The 24201-nt window shown below is 45.4% G+C and carries 18 protein-coding genes; 4 read left to right on the plus strand and 14 right to left on the minus strand.

Features of this window, described 5'->3' with window-relative positions:
- The first annotated feature begins 286 nt into the window (after window positions 1-286).
- The gene (locus CBX98_RS19405; protein WP_109170034.1) at window positions 287-2032 is read left to right on the plus strand and encodes an amidohydrolase; all 1746 of its coding nucleotides are present in this window, start codon (window positions 287-289) and stop codon (window positions 2030-2032) included.
- Between the two features lie 63 nt (window positions 2033-2095).
- Here CBX98_RS19405 and CBX98_RS19410 read toward each other — a convergent pair whose 3' ends face one another.
- On the minus strand, window positions 2096-3013 hold the full coding sequence (locus CBX98_RS19410; protein ID WP_085343021.1) for a LysR substrate-binding domain-containing protein: 918 nt from the start codon (window positions 3011-3013) through the stop codon (window positions 2096-2098).
- Window positions 3014-3119: 106 nt separating this feature from the next.
- Here CBX98_RS19410 and CBX98_RS19415 point away from each other — a divergent pair, with 106 nt between their 5' ends.
- Complete coding sequence (locus CBX98_RS19415) at window positions 3120-4376, plus strand: D-amino acid dehydrogenase (protein ID WP_109170035.1); 1257 nt, start codon at window positions 3120-3122, stop codon at window positions 4374-4376.
- Between the two features lie 307 nt (window positions 4377-4683).
- A complete protein-coding gene (locus CBX98_RS19420; RefSeq protein ID WP_012842106.1) occupies window positions 4684-6231 on the plus strand; it encodes an alanine/glycine:cation symporter family protein in 1548 nt (515 codons plus the stop codon).
- 99 nt (window positions 6232-6330) lie between these two features.
- On the opposite strand, the gene CBX98_RS19425 is transcribed toward CBX98_RS19420, so the two are convergent.
- From CBX98_RS19425 to guaB, 5 genes are all read right to left on the minus strand, one after another.
- Complete coding sequence (locus CBX98_RS19425; protein WP_005391518.1) at window positions 6331-6921, minus strand: GPR1/FUN34/YaaH family transporter; 591 nt, start codon at window positions 6919-6921, stop codon at window positions 6331-6333.
- 182 nt (window positions 6922-7103) lie between these two features.
- A complete protein-coding gene (locus tag CBX98_RS19430) occupies window positions 7104-8807 on the minus strand; it encodes a chitinase (RefSeq protein WP_109170036.1) in 1704 nt (567 codons plus the stop codon).
- Window positions 8808-9019: 212 nt separating this feature from the next.
- Window positions 9020-10543: a Na+/H+ antiporter NhaC family protein gene (locus tag CBX98_RS19435; RefSeq protein ID WP_109170037.1), complete on the minus strand. Its 1524-nt coding sequence runs from the start codon at window positions 10541-10543 to the stop codon at window positions 9020-9022.
- A gap of 165 nt (window positions 10544-10708) precedes the next feature.
- Entirely contained in the window at window positions 10709-12262 is a 1554-nt protein-coding gene (gene guaA / locus CBX98_RS19440) for a glutamine-hydrolyzing GMP synthase (RefSeq protein ID WP_005391523.1), read from the minus strand.
- Between the two features lie 99 nt (window positions 12263-12361).
- On the minus strand, window positions 12362-13828 hold the full coding sequence (gene guaB, locus CBX98_RS19445; RefSeq protein WP_005391524.1) for an IMP dehydrogenase: 1467 nt from the start codon (window positions 13826-13828) through the stop codon (window positions 12362-12364).
- Between the two features lie 231 nt (window positions 13829-14059).
- On the opposite strand from guaB, the gene xseA reads away from it, so the two are divergent.
- Window positions 14060-15391, plus strand: coding sequence for an exodeoxyribonuclease VII large subunit (xseA, locus tag CBX98_RS19450; protein ID WP_109170038.1), 1332 nt, complete (start codon window positions 14060-14062; stop codon window positions 15389-15391).
- Between the two features lie 13 nt (window positions 15392-15404).
- On the opposite strand, the gene CBX98_RS19455 is transcribed toward xseA, so the two are convergent.
- From CBX98_RS19455 to rodZ, 8 genes are all read right to left on the minus strand, one after another.
- Complete coding sequence (locus CBX98_RS19455; RefSeq protein ID WP_047010185.1) at window positions 15405-15629, minus strand: zinc ribbon domain-containing protein; 225 nt, start codon at window positions 15627-15629, stop codon at window positions 15405-15407.
- A 309-nt stretch (window positions 15630-15938) separates the two neighbouring features.
- The gene (locus CBX98_RS19460) at window positions 15939-16814 is read right to left on the minus strand and encodes a metal-dependent hydrolase (protein WP_046874358.1); all 876 of its coding nucleotides are present in this window, start codon (window positions 16812-16814) and stop codon (window positions 15939-15941) included.
- Window positions 16815-16873: 59 nt separating this feature from the next.
- Entirely contained in the window at window positions 16874-18370 is a 1497-nt protein-coding gene (der, locus tag CBX98_RS19465; RefSeq protein ID WP_005391527.1) for a ribosome biogenesis GTPase Der, read from the minus strand.
- A 167-nt stretch (window positions 18371-18537) separates the two neighbouring features.
- Window positions 18538-19698, minus strand: a complete 1161-nt coding sequence (bamB, locus tag CBX98_RS19470; protein WP_005391528.1) for an outer membrane protein assembly factor BamB — start codon at window positions 19696-19698, stop codon at window positions 18538-18540.
- A 12-nt stretch (window positions 19699-19710) separates the two neighbouring features.
- Window positions 19711-20325: a YfgM family protein gene (locus tag CBX98_RS19475; protein ID WP_005391529.1), complete on the minus strand. Its 615-nt coding sequence runs from the start codon at window positions 20323-20325 to the stop codon at window positions 19711-19713.
- 126 nt (window positions 20326-20451) lie between these two features.
- On the minus strand, window positions 20452-21720 hold the full coding sequence (hisS, locus tag CBX98_RS19480) for a histidine--tRNA ligase (RefSeq protein WP_046874336.1): 1269 nt from the start codon (window positions 21718-21720) through the stop codon (window positions 20452-20454).
- Window positions 21721-21746: 26 nt separating this feature from the next.
- Window positions 21747-22865, minus strand: coding sequence for a flavodoxin-dependent (E)-4-hydroxy-3-methylbut-2-enyl-diphosphate synthase (ispG, locus tag CBX98_RS19485; RefSeq protein ID WP_005391537.1), 1119 nt, complete (start codon window positions 22863-22865; stop codon window positions 21747-21749).
- A gap of 6 nt (window positions 22866-22871) precedes the next feature.
- The gene (rodZ, locus tag CBX98_RS19490) at window positions 22872-23822 is read right to left on the minus strand and encodes a cytoskeleton protein RodZ (protein WP_046874337.1); all 951 of its coding nucleotides are present in this window, start codon (window positions 23820-23822) and stop codon (window positions 22872-22874) included.
- Window positions 23823-24201: the final 379 nt, after the last annotated feature.

Here is a 24201-nt window from a genome sequence, read left to right on the forward strand (position 1 = left end):
CTTCCTTGAGCGTCATCGAGATAAATCGTGGACTTATCATGCCGACTTTTTAACCACAGAACCTCGTTATGGGTCACATTGCCCAAGTCCAGAAACGTTTATGAAATGGGAAAAGGTAACATTTTTGATATTCATCGATAGGTATAACTTGCGCTTGATTGAAAGTCTTTAATCTTGTTGATAATCCTCCTTCAATATGAACTAAAGTGAATTTGACCTATTGAGTTCTCAAACTCATTGAGATGGGAGCAATAGGCAAAAAACTTACTCTGTATGGAGATGACCGATGAACAAAAACTGGATCCCCATTGCCCTATCTGGGCTTGCTTTAACGGGGTGTTTTTCTGAAGAAGCGAAAGAAGTAGAAGCCGTCGCCGAGCCACTCAAAGTAACCGCCGCAGACAAAATTTATTATGGTGGCGACATCCTAACCATGGCAGGCGATAAACCAGAGTACGCCGAAGCCGTCGCGACATTAGGCGAGAAAATCATTTATGTCGGCAGCAAAGATGGAGCGATGGAACACAAGTTCGGTAAAACACAGTTGGTCGACTTAAAAGGCAAAACTATGTTGCCTGGCTTTGTTGATCCGCACAGTCATGTGTATGGTGTTGGTCTGCAAGCCATGGTCGCAAACGTGCTGCCATCTCCTGATGGCGAAGCCGATACCGTTGCGAAAATCATAGAAACTCTGAAAAATGCCGCGAACAATAATACGCAACGCCTATTCATTGAGAAAACGGGTTGGATTTTAGGTTTTGGTTACGACGACGCCCAACTGGATTACTACCCTACCAAAGCGGATCTCGATAAAGTCAGCACAGATAAGCCTGTATTAATCATCCACACTTCGGGGCATTTGAGTGTCGCAAACTGTAAAGCGTTAGAGCTAGCAGGTATCACGGCAGAATCGGACGATCCAAAAGGTGGCATTATCCGCCGAATGGAAAACAGCCAAGAGCCAAATGGTGTTCTAGAAGAAAACGCGCACTTTGCAATGCTGTTCAACCTCAATAAGTTGATTGATTCAGAACTTCAAGATCGCATGTTAGAAGCCTCGCAAGGTATGTACGCGAAATATGGCTATACCACGGCTCAAGAAGGACGAGCAACATCAGAAGGTTATGAAGCGATGAAACGCGCGTCGAAAAACGACAAGCTGATGATCGACTTGGTTGCTTACGCCGATATGGTATCGAGCAGTGATTTTATGGACTCGGAATACAACACGCCAGAGTACACCAACCATTTCCGCATCGGTGGCGTAAAGCTGAACTTTGATGGCTCTCCACAAGGTAAAACGGCATGGCTAAGTCAGCCTTACTTCCACCCACCACATGGACAAGATAAAGACTACGCTGGCTACCCAACTTTCGAAGATCAACAAGCTTACGATTACGTAGAAACAGCCTTTAAAAATGAATGGCAAGTGCTGACGCATGCCAATGGTGACGCGGCGATCGAGCAATTTATCAATGCGGTAACCAAAGCAAATGAAAAGCTAGGAAAGCAAGACCGCCGACCTGTACTCATTCACGGCCAAACCATGCGCCAAGACCAAGTGGATCGCTTAGCTGCGCAAGGCATCTTCCCTTCTCTATTCCCAATGCATACTTTCTATTGGGGTGACTGGCATGTGGACTCGGTACTCGGCCATCCTCGTGCCGATTTCATTTCACCAACCCAAGCGGTGAGAAAGGCGGGGTTAAAATTCAGTACACACCATGACGCACCTGTGGCGCTGCCAAGTTCATTCCGAGTATTGGATGCGACCGTCAATCGCACCACCAGAACCGATAAAGTACTGGGGCCAGATCAGCGCGTTGACACGTACACCGCGCTGCAAGCCATGACCATTTGGCCGGCTTACCAACACTTTGAGGAGTCGTATAAAGGTTCTATCGAGGTGGGTAAGAATGCGGATTTAATCATCCTCGATAACAACCCGATGAAGATTGAACCTAAGGCGCTAAAAGACCTAAACGTGGAAGAAACTATCAGCCGAGGCGAGTCGGTTTATCAACGACAGTAATCCAAAATAAAACACCGCCGTCATCGAGGCGGTGTTTTCTATCTGACTCACCAAGCACTATATCTATTTACTCTCCACCTGCTGTAATAACCAAGTACGAAACTTGTTTGTGGACTGGCTTCGTGTGTTCATGATCAAGTAGTACCCTGCATTGGCTGGAACCGGCTGAAAGGGAGAAACTAAACGCTCTGTCGTCAATTCATCCTCAATCAGTGCCATTCGTGCCATCGCAATCCCAACTCCTGCTTCCGCCGCAGACATCGCCATATCCGTTCTATTGAAAAAGTGTCCAACATCGGTTTTAAAGTCTAATCCCATTGCTGACGCCCAATATAGCCACTCATAGTCACGCGTCGCTTTTTCCCATGGCATCGCATCGTGTAGTAGCGTCGCCTCCTGCCATTTCTTCACTGACATTGAGGATTCTTGTTCATCAAAAGGCACTTTTAGCCAACCATGATCCTCAAGGTACTTCGGACTCATTACGGGCAGCAGTTGCTCATCCAAAATCAACTCCGCGTTAGCATTTCGGTAAGGATGAAGACCATAGTCTATCGCGACGTCATAATCTTTTATCTCACTATTCACTAACGCCCCTTCCGCGAAGATTTGCACTTGGATATCCGGGTTCTCGTGATGAAAACTTTCCAGCTTTGGGACTAACCATTTAAAAGCAAAAGAAGGCGTTAATTTTAAGCGAATCTCATTGGTGTGCTTTTCTACTTTGAGCTCATCAAGCAGTTTGCTCAGCTCGGAAAAGTGAAACTGCGTCGCTTGGTGTAACTGAGTGCCTTTAGCGGTTAAACGAATACCGCGGGAATGGCGTTCAAATAAAGTAAAACCTAATAACGCTTCCAAATGAATAATTTGTTGGCTCACGGCTCCCGTAGTGAGGTGCAAAAACTTAGCCGCGCCAGTAAAGCTGCTGTGTTCCGCGACTTGGCTAAACAGACACAAGCCACTTATTAAATTACTTCTCATCCTTGAGCCTATAGTTTTTCTAAACGCTGTATGTAATTTATATCGATTGTTAACAAAAGGTAAAGAAAAGAAACTAACCACTCAGATAAATGTGTGGAGTACATCAATGGAAGTCATCGTATTAGGCAGCGGCGTCATCGGCTTAACCTCTGCTTGGTATTTATCTCAAGCAGGCTATCAAGTTACCGTTATTGACCGTCAACCAAGCAGTGCAATGGAAACAAGTTTCGCTAATGCTGGGCAGATCTCGTATGGCTATTCTTCGCCTTGGGCTGCGCCTGGTGTTCCTGTTAAAGCCATAAAGTGGTTAATGGAAGAGCATGCTCCACTCAAAATCAAGCCAACCCTCAATGCCGATATGATCAGTTGGGCAAGTAAGATGGTGGCCAATTGCACCCTGTCTCGCTATCAAGTCAACAAAGCTCGCATGCTTTCTATCGCTAACCACAGCCGTATGTGTCTGGAACAATTACGTCAAGAACATGCCATTGAATATCAAGGTCGCCAGTTCGGCACCTTGCAAGTATTTCGAACGCCTCAACAGCTGCAAGCCATTGAAAAGGATATGCAGCTTCTAGAGCAAAGCGGGACTCGGTTTGAGTTGATGGACGTAGAACGCTGCATTGAACAAGAACCTGGACTGGATCTTGTGAAAGATAAACTGGTTGGTGGCTTGCACCTGCCAGATGACGAAACAGGCGATTGCTATCAGTTTTGCCAACAACTAACAGAGCTCGCTAAGGCCCATGGCGTGAGGTTCGAGTTCGACACCGAAGTAAGCAATTGGGTTACAGTAGGCAAAAAGATCATAGGTGTCCAAACGAATCGAGGACAGTTTAAAGCGGACCAATATGTAGTTGCCTCTGGCAGCTATTCTACAGCGCTACTCAAGCAAATCGACATTGAGATTCCTGTCTATCCAGTAAAAGGCTATTCGCTCACCATCCCAATGGAAGATGAGCACTTCTCTCCTCGCTCTACTGTGATGGATGAAACCTATAAAGTCGCCATGACTCGGTTTGATGACAGAATTCGCGTAGCGGGCACCGCAGAATTAGCAGGGTTTGATGCCTCCCTTCCGCAAAAACGAAAAAACACCATCGAAATGGTCATCCATGATCTTTTCCCTCGCTGCGGCGACTTTAGCCAAGCCGAGTTTTGGAGTGGCTTTAGACCAATGACGCCTGATGGCACACCGATTATTGGTGCAACTAAATACGATAACCTTTTTACTAACACCGGACACGGCACTCTGGGTTGGACTATGGCTTGTGGTTCTGGTCAATTACTAGCGAGCATTATGGCTGGTGAAAAAGCGAAAGTGATGGATGACACAGAGCTTAACCTTTGCCGTTATGCATAAGGACATATCTGCATAAAAAACAAACAGGCCTTTACTCCACAAAACGCATATTATTTGGCATTTTTAACTCATCAAATATGCAGCACATTTTAATGACAATGTGCTGCATATTTAATCATCAGACAAATCTTCTACCTCAAAGGAGTAAATAAGCAACAAGAACTAAATTTTAACAATCACTCTCCATTCTGTGTTCACCATCACGCTACAAAGGATTTATAGCCAAAAAAGTTAACATTTGCATTACATAAAGGGTAATGTATTGTGTGAAAAACAACCACAAACACAACTAACAGGGAAAATACTCATGCAGTCATTAGTTGATTTTCTGAATGGAATTATTTGGAGCCCGGTACTGATCTATCTGTGCCTTGGCGCAGGTTTGTTCTATTCAATCATGACGCGTTTTGTACAAATTCGTCACTTCTTTGAGATGTGGCGCTTATTACTTTCAGGGAAGAGTTCAACAAAAGGGATATCGTCATTTCAGGCACTTGCCGTTTCACTATCTGGCCGTGTAGGTACAGGTAACATTGCTGGTGTTGCTGCCGCTATCGGTTTCGGTGGCCCAGGCGCCGTATTCTGGATGTGGGTCGTTGCCTTCTTTGGCGCGGCAACCGCATACGCAGAGTCGACACTTGCGCAAATCTATAAAGAAGAAGACGAAGGTGAATTCCGTGGTGGTCCTGCTTACTACATTGAAAAAGCAATGGGACAAAAATGGTACGCTTGGATCTTCGCTATCGCGACCATCTTTGCATGTGGTGTTCTACTTCCTGGCGTTCAATCGAACAGCATCGGTAACGCAGTAGAAGCAGCATTTGGCTCAGGTGACATGATTGAAACCGCTATTGGTACCTTCAGTTTTGCTAAAATTTTCACTGGTACGGTTGTCTGTGTCATTCTGGCCTTCATCATCTTCGGTGGCGTAAAACGTATTGCAAACTTTACCCAAATCGTTGTGCCATTTATGGCGCTGGCTTACATCATCACTGCATTTGTCATCATCCTACTAAACATTGGTGAGGTTCCACGCATTTTCGGCATGATCATTGGTGACGCGTTCACACCAATGGCAGGTGTTGGTGCGGCAATCGGTTGGGGTGTAAAACGTGGCGTTTACTCCAACGAAGCAGGTCAAGGTACAGGTCCTCACGCTGCAGCTGCAGCGAGTGTTGATCACCCAGCTCAGCAAGGTCTTGTTCAATCTTTCTCTATTTACATCGATACACTACTTGTGTGTTCAGCAACCGCGTTTATGATTCTTATCACTGGCGCGTACAACGTAAATGGTGCAGTTGAAGGCACGTTCCTAATTCAAAACCTCCCAGCTGATATTGGTGCTAATGGTCCTGTATTTACGCAAATGGCGATCGAAAGTGCACTACCTGGCGTGGGTAAACCATTCATCGCAATCGCACTTTTCTTCTTTGCGTTTACAACCATTCTGGCTTACTACTACATTGCAGAAACGAACATTGCTTACATTCGTCGTACATTCAAAGTAAATGGGCTGATGTTTATTCTGAAAGTCATTATTATTTCATCCGTGTTCTACGGAACCGTGAAAACCGCCAACTTAGCCTGGGCGATGGGTGATGTAGGTGTAGGTCTAATGGCATGGCTTAACATCGTCGGTATTTTGATCATCTTCTTTATGTCGAAACCAGCTCTCAAAGCATTGAACGATTACGAAGAACAACAAAAACGTGGTGTGACCGACTTTACATTCAACCCTGTAGCGCTAGGCATTAAAGGCGCAGATTACTGGGAAGATAAGTACAAGCGTAAAACGGGTAAGGCACCAACGGCAGACAACAGTACTACAGAAACTGTAGAACAACCATCAACATAGCCTTAACGCATAAACAAGAAAAAGCAGTGGTCCGTTTAAGGGCATAAAAAAGGGGATTAACCATTGGTTAATCCCCTTTTCTGCATTATGTGTAAAGGATTAAGCAGCGACAGCTTCAACTTTACGAGCGATTTTTGCTTTACCTACAGGTAGAACTTCACGACCAAATTCGTTGTTTAGTACCTGCGCCATTGCGAAGTAAATTGCACTTGCGCCACAGAAGATACCTTCGAAGCCAGCGATAGCACCGATCACTTCGCTACCAGTGAAATCACGAGCAGCAAGCAAGAAGAACAGGATAGTTAGAGAACCAAATACCACTTGCTTCGCTGTTGGGTAGCATAGAGAACCAATGAACATGAAACCAGTGAAGATGCCCCAAAGCGCTAGGTACCAACCCATAAAGCTTGCAGGGCTTGCAGGAAGACCCATGTGAGGCATTACGATTAGACCAACCAATGTTAGCCAAAATAGACCGTAAGAAGTAAACGCAGTTGTGCCGAACGTGTCACCGCGTTTAAAGCACATGATGCCAACGATTACTTGGCTAAGGCCACCGTAAAAGATGCCCATCGCTAGAATCATAGAGTCAATTGGGAAAAATCCTGCATTATGAATATTAAGCAGAATAGTGGTCATACCGAAACCCATTAGACCTAGCGGTGCTGGGTTAGCCAATTTTGTCGACATGTACAAATACCTTTTTTCAAAAATGTTGATAAAAAATGCGCGCGAATTTTAATGGGCGCCAGAACAAAAGAGAAAAACTGTTATTGAAAACTTAGATTCCATAAATAAGCAACCGCTCAAATAAAAAAAGACCCCGCTAAAAAGCAGAGTCTTTATAGATGGTTAGACTATTTTTCAATCAACTACAGGCAAGAGATCTCGTCCCAGAACCAGTTACTTTGCGTTGGGCTTTCCCACACACCTGGACCATTTTTCGCAACAAAACATTTGTTTTGGTACGTCACTTTATCGCCGTTAGCGACTTGCGTTACGCCCGGCTCCCACTGAATAAAATTACCTGTCACTGGTGGTTCTGGCTCGGTTACTGGTGGCTCAGGTTCTGTGACGGGCGGTTCTGGCTCAGTCACCGGCGGTTCAGGTTCCGTTGTTGGCGGCTCTGTCGGAGTGCCTGAGACCAACTTCCACGGGTCACCTTGCGTGGGTTCATTACCTTGTGACCACCATTTCGCTTCATAAACAGCACCTTGGTAAGAGACTTGATCACCTGTGTTATACACTTTACCTGCATCCCAAGCCGCCACGCCACCTACAGGTGGATCGACCGGATCAACAGGGTCTAGTTTTTCAACCACACGAACTTCTGGCCACCCCGCATGAGATTGGTAAAAGTTAGTTAAACACTTCTCATAATCACCCGCAACTAGCGCAGAGTAAGCAGTTTGGAAACCAACCAGCTCACATTCAAATGAGTGACCTCCCGGACGATCTGAGTAGTATTTCCAGTTACCATCCCAGTTGGTGTAAAGCACGTCTGTCGCACCATTTAGGTTCAGACTGCCGTAAGGCGTCTGCTGCCAACAAGTGTTTGTTTCATCAGCTTCAATTGGAATTTGATAATGGGCGGCAAGACCTTCCCAATAACGAATACGGTTAACAGGTTGACCTTTATCCTTGTTTTGCTCACCACACTCAATACCACCATTGATCACGTTGATGGTGGTACCAAAGCCGTAACCAATGCCAGCATCAAGCTCACGCTGTGAAGGCACCCAAGTACGGTCAATCACATGCAGCATTGCAGGTTTCGGTGCTTGTGGAGTTAGGAAGAACCAGATAGCCGATGCCAAGTTCAGCCATGAATCCGCAACCAAGCCTGGATTTTTTAGCAATACAGATGCATCACCATCAAACATCACTTCAGAGAACGCGCCATAGTTAAAATGGTAAGAAAGCTGTTTAGCACCACGTCCAAAGTAACCTTGTCCTGGTTCACATGGCCAACGCTTATTTTGCCAGTCATTCTGACCACAACCTGTCGTGTAACCTTCTTGACCTTCTGACCAGCCCATTTCACGCACATGAACCAAAGCTTGCTGCCACTCTTCCAATCCAAGAGGGTTATCCGATACGTTATCAATCGAAATATGACCACCAGTTTCCTGCGCAAAGTGAGCAAAGGCAGTCACGATCGATTTTTTACAAATCGCATCCGAATCTCGACCATCCGTGTACTCACCACAGAATGCTGGGAACTTACCAATTGCACGTAGGAAACGCGTGTAAGTGTATTCAGGTGCCGCCATTTGAGTCAGGAAGTCCCACTCACTTTCAGGGAACACACGCTCTACACGCTTCACGTTTTCTGGATTGGTTGCCGCTCCAGGAACAATCGCCTCCACCACTGAGTTCGGGCGCGTCTCTAATGCTTGTGACCAAATGGCATACATAGGGTCAGAGGTTTTGCTTTGCTCTACGGCTTGAACGTCACCACGAGCAATGACATAACCGTTTGGATTCTGCGGATCGGGCTGGATATTCATACTCGCATTCGCTTGTGTAGCTAGGACACAACTCAATGCAAGAGGAAGATGTTTGAGTGCAAACATGTCTAGTCTCCGGATTTTAACAATACAATATACAAGGAATAACTAGACATATAGTGGATCATATATACAAAACGCCGAGCTAAGTGCGTTGATTCTGCGAGACAAAATGAATAAATAAGTCCTCGCACACATTTTGTCACAAGAAAAATGTTACCTTGACTCAAAAGAAAAGCGGAGACCCAATGAGCCTCCGCTTTATGATATTTCTATCTTTATTGTTCTGCCGAAACCACGTCTAGCTGCGCGGTTGATTTTTGTTTAGACAACACAAAATAAACCACACACTGGGCAACAATGGCGGCAAGCACAATCACTGGCGAGGCGTTGATTCCAGCTAAAAGGAAACACCCTAATGCAATCATTCCATTGAGTAATGCGTAAGGTAACTGAGTTCGGAAGTGCTCATACTGCTCACACCCTGCCCCTGTCGACGACAGAATCGTGGTTTCAGAGATTGGAGAACAGTGATCGCCAAACAGGCCACCAGATAACACCGCACCAATACAAACTAACAATGGAGCATCAATCGCGACGGCCGTTGGGATCACTAGTGGCATCATGATGGCAAATGTCCCCCAAGATGATCCCGTAGCGAACGAAATAATACCAGCAAGCAAAAAGGCGACTGCTGGCAATAGCCAATACGGGAAACCGGCTTGAGCTTGTTCAGCAATGTATGCAGCTGCACCTAATTCTTTCCCAACCGAGCTAAGTGCCCAAGCCAATACCAAAATCACGGCTACAGACATCATGTTCGACATCCCTTTTAGGTAAACCTGAATGCCATCAGAGAGTTTTCTTACGCCATAAAACGCCATCAGCGCAATCAAAGTAAAGGCTGCGAAGAAATATGCCGAAGAAAGTGCAGCCCTGAACGTTGAGCCTGCTACTTTTTGAAATGGAAAACCGTGTGGTACGAGGATGGTACATAAAACCACCAGCATAACGAGCAAAGGTGCCCATACAAAACTAGATTTTGCATTTTTATGCGCAAACACATTCATGGACTCCTGCACTTTCCCAAAGTCGGAACCCTGCTCTGCTAGTTGTTCAGCCTTCGCCATCGGTCCGAAATCTAATTTGAAGAAAGAGACAATCGGTACAATCGCAATCGCTAGAAAGGCGTAAAACTGGTACGGAATGGCACCAATGAAAGCATCCCAATCACTCATCGTGACATTTAGAGCCGTAAACTCCTTTTGAATCAAACCCATGATGTAAACGCCCCACCCGATAAAAGGGATCAAGATTGCGACGGGAGAAGATGTGGAATCGATAATAAAAGCTAATTTTTGACGTGATACTTTTAGCTTATCAAATAAAGGCCGGAACACCGGGCCAACAATCAAGGGTGTACCAAGGTCTGAGAAGAAGATAACAACACCGCCAAACCATGCAGAGATCTGAGCTTGGCATTTACTCGCCACCCACTGAGTGACCTTTTTAGCAAAGGCAACACCACCGCCTGACTTTTCCATAAGAGCAACAAAACCACCGATGAACACTAATAATAAAATCACACCAGCGTTATAGCTATCGGTAAGTTGCGGAAGCAGGTAACTTTTCATCAATGCACTAAACGATTCTAGCGGCCCTTTTTCGACAAAGGTGCCTTCAAGCATGGCGACACCACTAACCACACCGGCGAACAAACCAACAACGACATTTCTCGTGGTCAGCGCGAGGAAAAGAGTAATAAGGATGGGAATGAGAGAGGTAACTTCAGCCTGTTCCATAGCAATACCATTTATAATATTCAAACAATTAAAGTGAATATATATTTAATTTTAACGCATGTATATATCCCCTGTAAAAAAGTTGAGTCTCCTATTCACAAATTTGAAGCACAAAAAAACCAGCCCGGAGGCTGGTTCTTATAAACTCAACAATCTAGAGGAAAATTATTCCCACTCGATTGTCGCTGGTGGCTTACCTGAAATATCGTAAACAACACGTGAGATGCCATCAACTTCGTTGATAATACGGTTAGATACCTTACCTAGGAAGTCGTATGGTAGATGCGCCCAGTGTGCCGTCATAAAGTCGATGGTTTCTACTGCACGCAGTGATACAACCCAGTCGTATTTACGGCCATCACCCATTACACCTACAGAGCGAACAGGTAGGAATACCGTGAACGCTTGAGATACTTTGTCATAAAGGTCTGCAGCGTGAAGCTCTTCAATGAATATAGCATCAGCACGACGTAGCAAGTCACAGTATTCTTTCTTGATTTCACCAAGAACACGAACACCTAGACCTGGACCTGGGAATGGGTGGCGGTAAAGCATGTTATAAGGCAGGCCTAGCTCTAGACCAATCTTACGTACTTCATCTTTGAACAGCTCACGTAGTGGCTCAACAAGACCCATTTCCATTTCATCTGGTAAACCGCCCACATTGTGGTGTGATTTGATCACGTGCGCTTTACCAGTCTTAGATGCCGCAGACTCGATTACATCAGGGTAAATCGTACCTTGAGCTAGCCATTTCGCGTTTTTCAGCTTCTTAGACTCTTCATCGAATACATCTACGAATACGTGACCGATAGTCTTACGCTTCTCTTCTGGGTCAGACTTGCCTTTCAGAGCTTCAAGGAAACGATCTTCTGCATCAACTTTGATGATGTTTAGGCCGAACTTATCGCCAAACATATCCATCACTTGTTGGCCTTCGTTTAAACGAAGTAGACCGTTATCGACAAATACACACGTTAGCTTGTCGCCAATTGCGCGGTGCACCAGCATCGCAACAACAGATGAATCCACACCACCAGATAAGCCTAGGATAACTTCGTCGTCACCCACTTGCTCTTTAATGCGAGCAACCGCGTCTTCGATGATAGATTCCGATGTCCATAGACGCTCACAGCCACATACGCCAAGAACAAAGTTCTCAAGCATTTGTAAGCCACCTTTTGTGTGTGTCACTTCTGGGTGGAACTGAACGCCGTAGTATTTCTTCTCTTCGTTCGCCATCGCAGCGTAAGGACAAGTGTCTGTCTCACCAACTTTTACGAAATCGGCTGGGATCTCTACTACTTTGTCGCCGTGGCTCATCCAAACGTCTTGAGTAGCTTCAAGATCTTTAAATAAGGCACATTCACCAGAAACTTTAACCTGAGCGTAGCCAAACTCACGTTCGTTAGAGCCTGCTACTTTGCCACCTAGTTGTTCCGCCATAGTTTGCATGCCGTAACATACGCCAAGTAAAGGAACACCAGAATCAAACACATATTGAGGCGCGCGTGGAGAGTTCTCTTCCGTTACGCTTTCTGGACCACCAGATAGGATAATGCCATCTGGGTTGAATTCGCGAATATCCGCTTCTTCTACATCCCAGCTCCATAGTTCACAGTAAACGCCGATTTCACGTACGCGGCGTGCTACTAATTGAGTGTACTGAGAACCGAAGTCCAAGATCAGAATACGTTGGTCATGGATATTTTTAGTCATTTTGAGCAGTCTTTTTAAGGCTAAGTGATTAAAACCGAGGCGAGTGTACTCGCCTCTTCTTAATGCTTCAAGGAAAAAGCAAACGTTTCCCTTAGGTAATTAGTTCCCTAGACGGTAGTTCGGTGCTTCCTTAGTAATTTGAACATCGTGTACATGAGACTCTTGCATACCAGCACCAGAGATACGTACAAATTCAGCTTTCGTACGCATATCTTCGATAGTTGCAGAACCAGTTAGACCCATGCTTGAACGTAGACCACCCATTTGTTGGTGTACGATCTCTTTTAGACGGCCTTTGTATGCGATACGACCTTCGATACCTTCTGGTACTAGCTTGTCCGCTGCGTTGTCAGACTGGAAGTAACGGTCAGAAGAACCTTGAGACATTGCACCAAGAGAACCCATGCCACGGTAAGACTTGTAAGAACGGCCGTTGTATAGAATCACTTCACCCGGCGCTTCTTCAGTACCTGCAAACATAGAACCAACCATCACACATGATGCGCCCGCTACGATTGCTTTACAGATATCACCAGAGAAACGGATACCACCGTCTGCGATAACTGGAATACCATAATCATTAGCCACTTCTGCCGCATCTGCGATTGCAGTGATTTGTGGAACCCCCACACCCGTTACAATACGAGTTGTACAGATAGAACCAGGGCCGATACCAACTTTCACTGCGCTTACGCCAGCTTCGATTAGCGCTTTAGCACCAGCACCTGTTGCTACGTTACCACCGATGATGTCTAGATCTGGGTAAGCAGCACGTGTTTCACGAATGCGGCTTAGAACACCTTCAGAATGACCGTGTGAAGAGTCGATAAGTAGAACGTCAACGCCAGCTTCAACTAGTGCAGCAACTCGCTCTTCGTTACCAGCACCAGCACCAACTGCTGCGCCAACACGTAGGCGACCACGCTCATCTTTACATGCGTTTGGTTTACGTTCTGCTTTGTGGAAGTCTTTCGCAGTAATCATACCGGTTAGTTGGAACTCATCATTCACAACCAATACTTTCTCTACGCGAGCTTCGTGCATTTTCTCTTGCACTTCTTCTCGTGTTGCACCTTCTTTAACCGCTGCCAACTTCTCTTTTGGCGTCATTACTGAAGATACTTTCTTAGAAAGGTCCGTCACAAAACGAACGTCACGACCAGTGATAATACCAACAAGCTCATTGCTCTCAGTGACAACAGGGAAACCTGCAAAACCATGCTTTTCAGTGAGCGCAACAACATCAGCGATGGTCGCGTCAGGGTTTACAGTAACCGCGTCAGTTACCATACCAGCTTCGAACTTCTTAACTTTACGAACTTCGGCTGCCTGCTGCTCAATAGACATGTTCTTGTGGATAAAGCCAATGCCACCCTCTTGCGCTAGCGCGATCGCTAGACGAGCTTCAGTAACAGTGTCCATAGACGCTGAAATCATTGGGATGTTTAGGGTGATGTTCTTAGTTAGCTGAGTGCGAAGATCAGCTGTGTTTGGGAGAACGGTGGAGTGTGCTGGCACAAGTAGTACGTCATCGAATGTCAGCGCTTCTTTGGCAATTCTTAGCATTTGCAATATCTCACAATTAGAGGAGTAAAAAGAACAATCCAATCTCATCGTTTCGCATAATGAGGGTAACCTGTGTTAGCAACAAGCTACATTTGGATTAGATATTGCGGAGGGATTATACGGTTAACGCAATCGCTTGACCACAAATTTTTTAATTTTTTTCTTGCAATTACCCCCTTGCTATGTATTATATTGCCGCTAATTTCCATACTCACGTCTAAGAGATTAGCTGTGCTCTCCAAGACCAATCAAAACATCTTTACTGTTTCTCGTCTCAACGCAGAAGTTCGTTTACTCCTTGAAAACGAAATGGGGATCGTTTGGCTCGTCGGAGAGATATCCAACTTTTCAGCTCCTGTCTCTGGTCACTGGTACCTCACTCTTAAAGACTCTCGCGCTCAAGTTAAATGTGCCATGTTTCGTGGTAACAATCGCCGCGTTACTTTCAAGCCCGCTAACGGTAATCAAGTCCTAGTAAAAGCTCGTCTTTCTCTTTATGAGCCTCGCGGTGACTACCAATTGATCATCGAAAGCATGCAACCGGAAGGTGACGGCCGTCTTCAGCAAGAGTTTGAAGAGCTGAAAATGAAGCTTGCCGCAGAAGGGTTGTTCGCTCAAACCAATAAGCAACCTTTGCCTGAACACCCAAAACGTGTTGGCGTCATCACATCGAAAACTGGTGCCGCGCTTTACGATATCTTAGACGTATTGAAACGTCGTGATCCTTCCCTACCCGTTGTGATTTATCCGACAGTGGTACAAGGTGAAGATGCAGCCATTCAAATCGCACAAGCCATTGGTCGCGCTAACGGCCGTGATGAATGTGATGTGCTAATTGTGGGCCGAGGTGGTGGTTCATTGGAAGACTTATGGTGCTTTAACAACGAGATATTAGCTCGCACGATTGCAGCAAGCCAAATTCCTATTATTAGCGCCGTTGGACATGAAGTCGACGTGACAATAGCTGATTTTGTCGCCGACGTACGCGCGCCTACTCCATCAGCAGCAGCTGAGCTAGTAAGCCGTGATAACAGCCACAAAGATCAAGCTTTAGTTACCCGCCAGCATAAGTTAGCGAGCGCGATGCGTTACTACCTAGCACAACAAAAGCAGCAATCTGCGCAATTAGTGCACCGTCTAGAGAGACAGCACCCAAGCTATCGCTTGCAACGTCAGACGCAACAGTTAGATGAGTTGGACATGCGCTTACAGCGAGCGATGAGTCGTTTTATTGCCTTGCGTCAACAGCGAATCGAGCGTCAACATTATCGGCTGCAATTGAACTCTCCTGTAACACGCCTTAGCGAGCAGAAGTCGAAGCTAGAACGTGTTGAGCAAAAGCTCATGGATGCAATGGATCGCAAGTTACTGACTATGCGCCATCAACTCGCGATTGCTGCAGAGAAGTTAGACACCGTCAGCCCGCTAGCGACATTGAAACGAGGTTACTCAATTACTCAAACTGAGCAAGGTAAAGTGATTACTCAATCTTCAGATGTAAAATCGGGAGATGTATTGATTACTCGATTAGCCGAAGGCGACGTTCGTTCTACCGTTAACTGAATACAAACTCTGGTTAAGTGACTTTCTGGAACTCAAATCGGACACGTGATTTTGATTTGAGTTCATTACACACATTACAAAAGTAACTCGCAGCACCGCATGCTTGCAGCTTCTCCAGCTCCGCCTCACAATCAGGGCAAAAACCTACTTTTTTAAAATCCGATTCACACTGTGCGCAATGATATTGTCCTGTCCATTCCAGTTCGACATTGCAAGTCGGGCAAATGTTCTGCTGCATATCCCGTTCCTCTCTCTAAACTAAGCAATTTCGAGTAACGCATGCTACTCAAAATAACGAACAAGTATGTTGATCTTCATCACCGCCCCAACAAGTTTCACGAGGCGCTAACCATACTTGATACGTAGGATCTTATACTGATCGTCTGATATTTACTCCTTGATCAGCGATCACCCCTTAAAAGAATATTTATATAACCACACACCGAAAGCATAAGTTACATATTCTGCATTCCGATTTAGTGCAGAATAAAAATCCTTAAGCTGATTTAATTAAACACAAAATCAGAATTTAATAAAAAGATCTTATTCAGAAAGCAGCATTTACATTGGTGTGCATTTCGATAGTTTGAGCGTCGAGCTCAACGAGTTTAACTTGGATAAAAGCAAACTCATTTAAATGGCTCGCATGCGTTCCACCACAAGGGATTACCGCTAATTGACCTTCTCCTAAATCGCACTTCCAATAGCGAGAATCCGTTAATCTGTCGCCGTGGCATTCCATGGTGATCATCGTATCTCTTTGAAGCCATTCAACCAGTTGGCCATTCACTTTTTCTGCAATCGCCTGGAGGTCATTCAGCATATCTGCACTGTTTAATCCTCTTTTACGGAGTGTTTTGCCTAAACGGTACGTATCGAGGCACTTGTCTGGAGTGACATAACTCGTAACTTGCGCATAGCTATTAAAGTCATAATAACCATGTGGGTCTTTGCGGTCTGCGTCTTTTCGCCAATAGTCTTCCGCTAGTACTTTATTCAACGCCAAATACGCTAAGTGTCCTGCAGTGTGGCCTCGGCTCAAAGCATTTTGATAGTCTTTATCTACCGCTAATGTCACCAAGTCATTAATTGCAAGTGATTCCGTACGTGATAAAACATGGACGACGACAAACACCCAACCTTCAGCATCACGCTTTACAGGAATGTCACTACCCACATACAGAGCACCACTTTCCTGCTCCACTGCTCCAACTTGGCAATCTACCACGTCATGCTCAGCCCCATTCACCTTCAACGTTCCTTTGTCTGCAGGGTGATCCGGCCATATGTGACTAACGGGATGGAACGGCGTGACATCTGTAATAACGTAAGTCACTTCTTCCGTAGATTGAACGAGCTGTATTTGTGCTTCTAATTGCCATATTTGATGACAAAAACGAGTCTTTGTTGCTGTGATAGTCATTTTTACGATTACTTTTGATAAAAAAATACCCAAGTAGAAACTTGGGTATTCGAATTTCATTATTTATTGCGGTTTTTCACCATCGACATCATACGCTTACGTTTACGCTCTTGTGATAGCGTAAGCTTATTCGTACGATTCTCGTATGGGTTATCACTGTTGTGGAAGTTAATGCGAATCGGTGTTCCCATAATTTCCAGAGACTTACGGAAGTAGTTCATCAGATAACGTTTATACGAATCTGGCAATTCACGAACCATGTTACCGTGGATAACAACGATCGGTGGGTTGTAACCACCTGCGTGTGCGTATTTGAGTTTGATACGACGACCACGAACCATTGGCGGTTGGTGATCATCCACTGCCATCTTCATGATACGCGTCAGTACTGACGTACCCACACGCGTTGTCGCCGAGTTATATGCTTCTTGGATAGATTCAAACAAGTGACCAACGCCAGTACCGTGCAGCGCAGAGATAAAGTGGATACGCGCGAAATCGACGAATCCTAGACGGCGGTCCAGTTCTTTCTTCACGCTTTCTTTCACGTCACTGTCTAGACCATCCCACTTGTTAACGGCGATGACAATTGAGCGGCCAGCATTCAGTGCAAAACCAAGCAAGCTTAGGTCTTGGTCTGAAATATTTTCACGTGCATCAATCACCAGTAGAACGACGTTTGCATCTTCTACCGCTTTCAGCGTTTTAACAACAGAGAACTTTTCAACCGTTTCATTGATACGACCACGACGACGAACACCTGCGGTATCAATTAGTACGTATTCGCGTCCATCACGTTCCATCGGGATGTAGATAGAATCACGCGTTGTACCAGGCATATCGTATACAACTACACGTTCTTCACCCAGAATACGGTTAGTCAGTGTCGATTTACCTACGTTCGGACGACCGATGATCGCCAACTTAATCGGCTGCTCTTGAAGGCGCTTGAATTCAGCTTCTGCGTCTTCTTCAGTGTAATCTTCAACAAGAGGCTCTTCGTCTTCGAATCCAGTCAGGTCTTCAATTTCACCTTCTTCAGATTCACTTGTTAATAGATCATCAAAGAATGGAGATAAAGCACGCTCAAGCAAAGCGGTCACACCACGGCCATGAGCGGCCGCAATCTGATACATATCATCCACACCGAGCTGCCAAAAATCAGCACACGCTGCATCGGCATCAATACCATCTATTTTGTTTACCACCAGCATCGCTGGCTTTTCAATTTTACGCAGATGCGCAGCAATTGCTGCATCTGAAGGTGTCAGACCAGCACGACCGTCAACAAGGAACAATACAACATCAGCCTCATCAATCGCGGCTAATGACTGTTCTGCCATCTTTGTTTCCACGCCTTCTTCTGTGCCATCAATACCGCCGGTATCAATCACAATGAATTCGTGCTCTTCACCAAGTCTCGCCTGGCCATACTTACGGTCTCGCGTTAGGCCTGGAAAGTCCGCAACCAACGCGTCACGAGTGCGAGTCAATCGGTTAAATAGTGTAGATTTACCTACGTTCGGACGCCCTACTAGAGCTACAACAGGTACCATAACAACCTCTACAATAATCTTTCTTCTGTAGTTATAGGTAACGACTTGCTCGATGCCAAATCAAACCAGCTTTTTACCTATAACCACGTCAGGGTTAATAAATTCAAACAACAAAACGGCTCCTAGCTGTCACCAGCCAGGAGCCGAATGTGAATTATATCACGATATTATTCGTTAATGGTTAGTTTCTTTACATCGCCGTTGCGAGTTGTAATCACATAACCATCCGATAATAACGTCGGGCCAACGGCCAAGCCGCTATCATCGATAAACTGCTGCGCAACAAATTCGCCTGTTGAACGATCCATCCAGTGAAGGTAACCAAGCGTGTCACCGACAACGAGATAATTGCCGACAATAACTGGCGCTGTAAGTTGTCGGTGCTCAAGCAAGCTGTTTTCCCACAACTCAGTCCCACTTCGTGAATCAACGGCAACAACATGATCTTTTTCCGTTATCACAAAGATGCGGCTACCATCTGTAGAAATGTCTGTTGCAGATGAGTAATTACGCTTCCAAATCGGGTTCGCTGAACGCAAATCAATGGCGATAAGTTGACCATTGTATCCAATGGTGAAAAGAGTACCGCCTAACACAATTGGCGATGAATCAACATCAACCAAACGATCAATTTCTGTCGCGCCTTTTGGCGTACCAACAGGCTGTTGCCAAATCAGCTGACCACGCTCAACGATAGCAGCTGCGAGTCGGCCATTTGCCGTTCCCCAAAATACACCGCCGCCAATTGCAGTCGGAGTACTGTCGCCACGTAAAGTTAGGTTAGGCACTTCTGTACTCAATGCCCAGCGTTGCTCACCAGTACTCTCATTAAGGGCAATCAACATGCCTCGGCTAGTATTGATGATAATAAGGCCTGAGTCTGCAACTGGCTTCGCCAGTACCTCACCACCAACTTTTACACGCCAAACAATTTCACCTGTTTCTTGGTCAAGAGAGATGACTTCACCATTCTCAGAGCCAATGTAAAGGTTTCCGTATGCTGCTGTGATACCACCAGAGAGACGAGCAATTACATCTTCTTCTAGGTCCGTTTGCCAACGTTGTTTACCGTTTTCAGGATCCAGCGCTTTTACTAAGCCATCGCGACTTGCCACGAACAATGTATCATTCGCAAATACAGGGGATAGCTTTGAAAAGTAATGACCAACACCATCGCCAACCGATGTACTCCACTCACTACTGGTTGTAAACTCACTGTCTACCTGAGGTAGCGGCGCCATTACAATGGTATCTTTCTCACCAGCACAACCGGCAAGAATTCCCATTGTTAACGCCCCTAACAAGGCTTTGTTAAAGACTCTTTTCATCCAATGCGGTCCTTATTTCGCCAGATCGTCCAATTTCATTTGTAGCGTCGGGCTTGCGTCTGCCGCTTGCTGAGCTTCAGTATAAGCAGCATATGCGGCATCTTTGTCACCTTGGCGAATCGCAATATCGCCACGAAGTTCAGCAATACGACCTGTCCATGCAGCATCAGTGACGTTACTTAGTTCAGCCGTTGCAGCGTCAAAGTTACCCATTTCCGTTTCAATGCGCGCAATGCGGTAACTAATCAATGGTAACAGCGCAGCATCTTGAGTGTTGCTTTGCGCCCACTTCAATTGCTCTAATGCAGCAGAAAGATCTTGAGCTTCAACTTGTGCTTTAGCAAGTTGTAGCGCAGCCAATACTGAATATTCTTTTACTTCATTTGACTCAATGAAAGCTTTCACGTCAGCTTGAGCATCAGTGCCTTTGTCTTGCAAAGCATTCATTGCTGTCGTGTAGCTTTGAGAAGCTGCTTCACTCGCCTGAATCACAGAATCCTGGTAGTAACGCCAGCCAAATAGACCACCTAAGCCAACAACCGCACCGATGATGACGGCTTTGCCGTTTTCCTTCCACCAGTCTTTAATGGCTTCAACTTGTTGTTCTTCAGTATCGTAAAGTTCCACTTCCTGTCCTCTTAAAACATGTAAATGGCAGCTTAGATGCCATTGTTCCTATTTCGTTTAAAGGCTCCACATTTGGGAGCCTTAGCTTACGAACTAGGATGTAATTTTGTTAGATTACTAAAAGACTTAAATCAGTGCTGCGATCTTTTCTGCAACTTCTGCTTGGTTGTAAGTCTCTTGCTCACCACCGGCCAAATCTTTCAGTACTACGGTATTATCCGCAACTTCGTTTTCACCCAGAACTAATGCTACAACAGCACCAACTTTGTCTGCGCGTTTAAACTGTTTCTTGAAGTTACCACCACCGAAGTGATTCATCACACGAACGCCAGGAATAGACTCACGAAGCTGCTCTGCTAGCTTCATTCCTGCCATCATGGTGCCTTCGCCTGCTGTTACTACGTAAACATCCACACTGCGACGAACGTCTGTTAGTTCTAGTGTTTCTAGCATCAGAACAAGACGCTCTAGGCCCATTGCAAAGCCAACTGCTGGTGTTGGTTTACCACCTAATTGCTCTACAAGACCATCGTAACGTCCACCGCCACAAACGGTGCCTTGAGCACCTAGGCTTTCAGTGATCCATTCAAATACCGTGCGGTTGTAGTAATCCAGACCACGAACTAGACGTTCGTTAACTGTGTATTCGATACCTGCGGCGTCTAAAAGTTCACATAGACCTGCGAAGTGTGCTTTAGATTCTTCACCTAAGTAATCTGAAAGGCGAGGTGCATCACCTAAAATAGCTTGAACGTCAGGGTTCTTCGTATCCAGAACACGCAGTGGGTTCGTGTGCATGCGACGCTTACAATCTTCGTCTAGCACATCAATATGTTGCTCAAGGAACGCAACCAGTGCAGTACGGTAGTCTGCGCGGTCTTCTTGAGAACCGATAGAGTTCAGCTCAAGACGAACATGTTCATTGATACCTAGCTCACGCCATAGACGCGCCGTCATCATGATAAGCTCTGCATCAACATCTGGACCATTTAGACCAAACACCTCAACACCACACTGGTGGAATTGACGGTAACGACCTTTCTGCGGACGTTCATGGCGGAACATAGGCCCCATGTACCACAGACGCTGTTCATCACGGTTGATAAGGCTATTTTGAATACATGAACGTACACAACCCGCCGTACCTTCAGGGCGAAGTGTTAGGCTGTCGCCGTTACGGTCATCAAAGGTGTACATTTCTTTTGAAACGACGTCTGTTTCTTCACCAACAGCGCGGCTGAATAGGTTTGTTTCTTCAACGATTGGCATGCGCACTTCGTTATAACCGTATGCGCTAATTACATTTTTCACTGTGTTTTCTAGTTTTTGCCACAGTGGCGACTGAGTTGGGAGGCAATCGTTCATGCCTCGAATTGCTTGAATTGTTTTTGCCACAATACTTACCGTAATTCTCGTTGAGATTAATCTTGTACTTTAACTTCGATGCGGTTTTCGCCATTCATCATGGCTGCTTTCGCACGGATCTTAGCTTCTAGCTGATTCACAAGGTCATCGTTATCAAAGCGTTCTTTCTGGCGTTTACCATCTTCGTAGAATGCGCTCTTCTTGTTACTACCAGCTAGACCTAAGTGAGAAACTTCTGCTTCACCAGGGCCGTTTACCACACAACCGATGATAGACACATCCATTGGCGTGATGATGTCTTCTAAACGCTGCTCAAGTGCGTTCACCGTGCCAATTACATCAAATTCTTGGCGCGAGCAACTTGGGCAAGCAATAAAGTTGATGCCTCGAGAGCGAATGCGCAGAGATTTAAGAATGTCGAAACCGACTTTGATTTCTTCAACTGGATCGGCAGCCAAAGAGATACGCAGCGTATCGCCGATCCCTTCAGACAACAGCATACCTAAGCCAACAGATGACTTAACAGCGCCAGCGCGAGCACCGCCCGCTTCTGTAATACCCAAGTGAAGCGGCTGATCGATTTTCTTTGCTAGTAGACGGTATGAATCCACCGCAAGAAAAACGTCTGAAGCTTTCACGCTAACTTTAAATTGGTCAAAGTTAAGACGATCGAGATGATCTACGTGACGCATCGCCGATTCAACCAAAGCTTCCGGCGTTGGTTCACCGTATTTCATCTGTAAATCTTTTTCCAAAGATCCACCGTTGACACCAATACGGATTGGGATGTTTTTATCGCGAGCACAGTCAACAACAGCGCGAATGCGCTCTTCATTGCCGATGTTACCTGGGTTGATACGTAAACAGTCAACACCGTACTCCGCCACTTTCAGCGCGATACGATAGTCGAAATGAATATCAGCCACTAATGGTACAGAAACTTGCTGTTTAATCAGTTTGAAAGCTTCTGCTGCGTCCATAGTAGGTACAGAAACTCGAACGATATCTGCACCGACTTTTTCTAGTGCTCGGATTTGAGCGACTGTCGCTTCTACGTCAGTCGTGCGAGTGTTAGTCATTGACTGTACGGCAATTGGCGCACCATCACCAATTGGCACATCACCCACATAAATACGCGTCGATTTACGACGAATAATTGGAGATTCGTGTTGCATAATTTTTTATAACGGTAGAGTGAATCTAGCTACTTTGCCTGAAGTATACCCAGAAAGGTCGACAGGTTCACTTGCAAATGTCATTGTAACCCCTTCCGGTGCGCCTAATATCACTTTAAACGGCGCTTTTCCGGTAAGTTCTACATCTTGTCCTGGTTTATGAGTACCACTTACCAGCGTTTTACCATTGGTGTCTTTTACTTGAATCCAACAGTCCGCTTTAAACTTCATAGTAAGAAGTGTCATGCCTTCAGGTACGACTGGCGCAGGCTGTTCCTCTTCCGCAGTTTCAATCACGGCAACAGGTTCTTCAGAATCTACGCTTGTTGTATTTTCAGTTTCAGCAAGCAGAGGATCGCTACCCTGCTCGACTGGTACTTCACTCGTTTCAACAACATCATTACTTGTTGAAACAACTTCTTCAGGAGTACTTGCGATTAACTCCTCAGCCGTCATTAAATCGATATCAGCTAACTCTTGCGCTGTGGGCTTCGGCGCTTCAACACTTGAATCCGTAACTTCCTTCGTTAGGCTATTCTCTTGCTGGTTTTGCCACCACCAAGCTGCAGAAATACCAATAATGACCAACCCGATAACCCAAGTCAGGAGCATGATACGGCTATTGTGCTTCTCATCTTTTGTTTTGCGAGAGAAGCTCTGCATTTCAATTTCTTGCTCTTGCGGCTGTACATCTGCTGTCTGCTCTAACGCAGTCAAAACCATCTTCTCATCAAGGCCCACGAACTTCGCGTAAGAACGCAAGTAACCACGCGTAAATGTCGCAACTTGTTGAGACTCAAATCGGTTATTTTCAATATCTTCAATAACAGAAACGCGAAGCCTCAGGCGATCAGCAACTTGCTTTTGACTCATCCCAAGAGATTCGCGTTTGTTTTTCAGTAATGTGCCAGCTTCAATAGAAAGTGGCACTTCATTCGTATTTTCGTGTTCTGTCATAATGGTGGTATTTAATCTGTTTTAGTGGCTAACGTGGTTATGTATTTTCGTTATTGTTCTTAAGCCTCTTTAAAAGATAGCTAGCCTAAACGCGTTAACCAAAATAATAATTTTAAGAAACTCTCAGCGATTTGAGTGTGAATACCCGTTTTGCAAAAATCAGCAAAGCGTATGTGAGAAAATGCTGAGAATTATCGGTGTCATCGTTAATGTCACATATCATGATAAGCGAATGTGTAACGAAGACAAAAACTCTTTACACTCAAACTAACAGATAGCTCAAGCTTTTGTCCAAACTTTGACAAAGGAATTCGAAATTATACCCAAATAACCTCGAGTTGGAGAGTTGTCGTCATAAATCTTGGCAGAAATGCTCTTA

The sequence above is a fragment of the Vibrio sp. T9 genome (assembly GCF_003123985.1).
GTDB lineage: Bacteria > Pseudomonadota > Gammaproteobacteria > Enterobacterales > Vibrionaceae > Vibrio > Vibrio diabolicus.

Coding starts and splice junctions, on each gene's coding strand:
- CBX98_RS19405 (WP_109170034.1), top strand. CDS start 287: ATGAACAAAAACTGGATCCCCATTGCCCTATCTGGGCTTGCTTTAACG.
- CBX98_RS19410 (WP_085343021.1), bottom strand. CDS start 3,013: ATGAGAAGTAATTTAATAAGTGGCTTGTGTCTGTTTAGCCAAGTCGCG.
- CBX98_RS19415 (WP_109170035.1), top strand. CDS start 3,120: ATGGAAGTCATCGTATTAGGCAGCGGCGTCATCGGCTTAACCTCTGCT.
- CBX98_RS19420 (WP_012842106.1), top strand. CDS start 4,684: ATGCAGTCATTAGTTGATTTTCTGAATGGAATTATTTGGAGCCCGGTA.
- CBX98_RS19425 (WP_005391518.1), bottom strand. CDS start 6,921: ATGTCGACAAAATTGGCTAACCCAGCACCGCTAGGTCTAATGGGTTTC.
- CBX98_RS19430 (WP_109170036.1), bottom strand. CDS start 8,807: ATGTTTGCACTCAAACATCTTCCTCTTGCATTGAGTTGTGTCCTAGCT.
- CBX98_RS19435 (WP_109170037.1), bottom strand. CDS start 10,543: ATGGAACAGGCTGAAGTTACCTCTCTCATTCCCATCCTTATTACTCTT.
- guaA (WP_005391523.1), bottom strand. CDS start 12,262: ATGACTAAAAATATCCATGACCAACGTATTCTGATCTTGGACTTCGGT.
- guaB (WP_005391524.1), bottom strand. CDS start 13,828: ATGCTAAGAATTGCCAAAGAAGCGCTGACATTCGATGACGTACTACTT.
- CBX98_RS19455 (WP_047010185.1), bottom strand. CDS start 15,629: ATGCAGCAGAACATTTGCCCGACTTGCAATGTCGAACTGGAATGGACA.
- CBX98_RS19460 (WP_046874358.1), bottom strand. CDS start 16,814: ATGACTATCACAGCAACAAAGACTCGTTTTTGTCATCAAATATGGCAA.
- der (WP_005391527.1), bottom strand. CDS start 18,370: ATGGTACCTGTTGTAGCTCTAGTAGGGCGTCCGAACGTAGGTAAATCT.
- bamB (WP_005391528.1), bottom strand. CDS start 19,698: ATGAAAAGAGTCTTTAACAAAGCCTTGTTAGGGGCGTTAACAATGGGA.
- ispG (WP_005391537.1), bottom strand. CDS start 22,865: ATGCAACACGAATCTCCAATTATTCGTCGTAAATCGACGCGTATTTAT.
- rodZ (WP_046874337.1), bottom strand. CDS start 23,822: ATGACAGAACACGAAAATACGAATGAAGTGCCACTTTCTATTGAAGCT.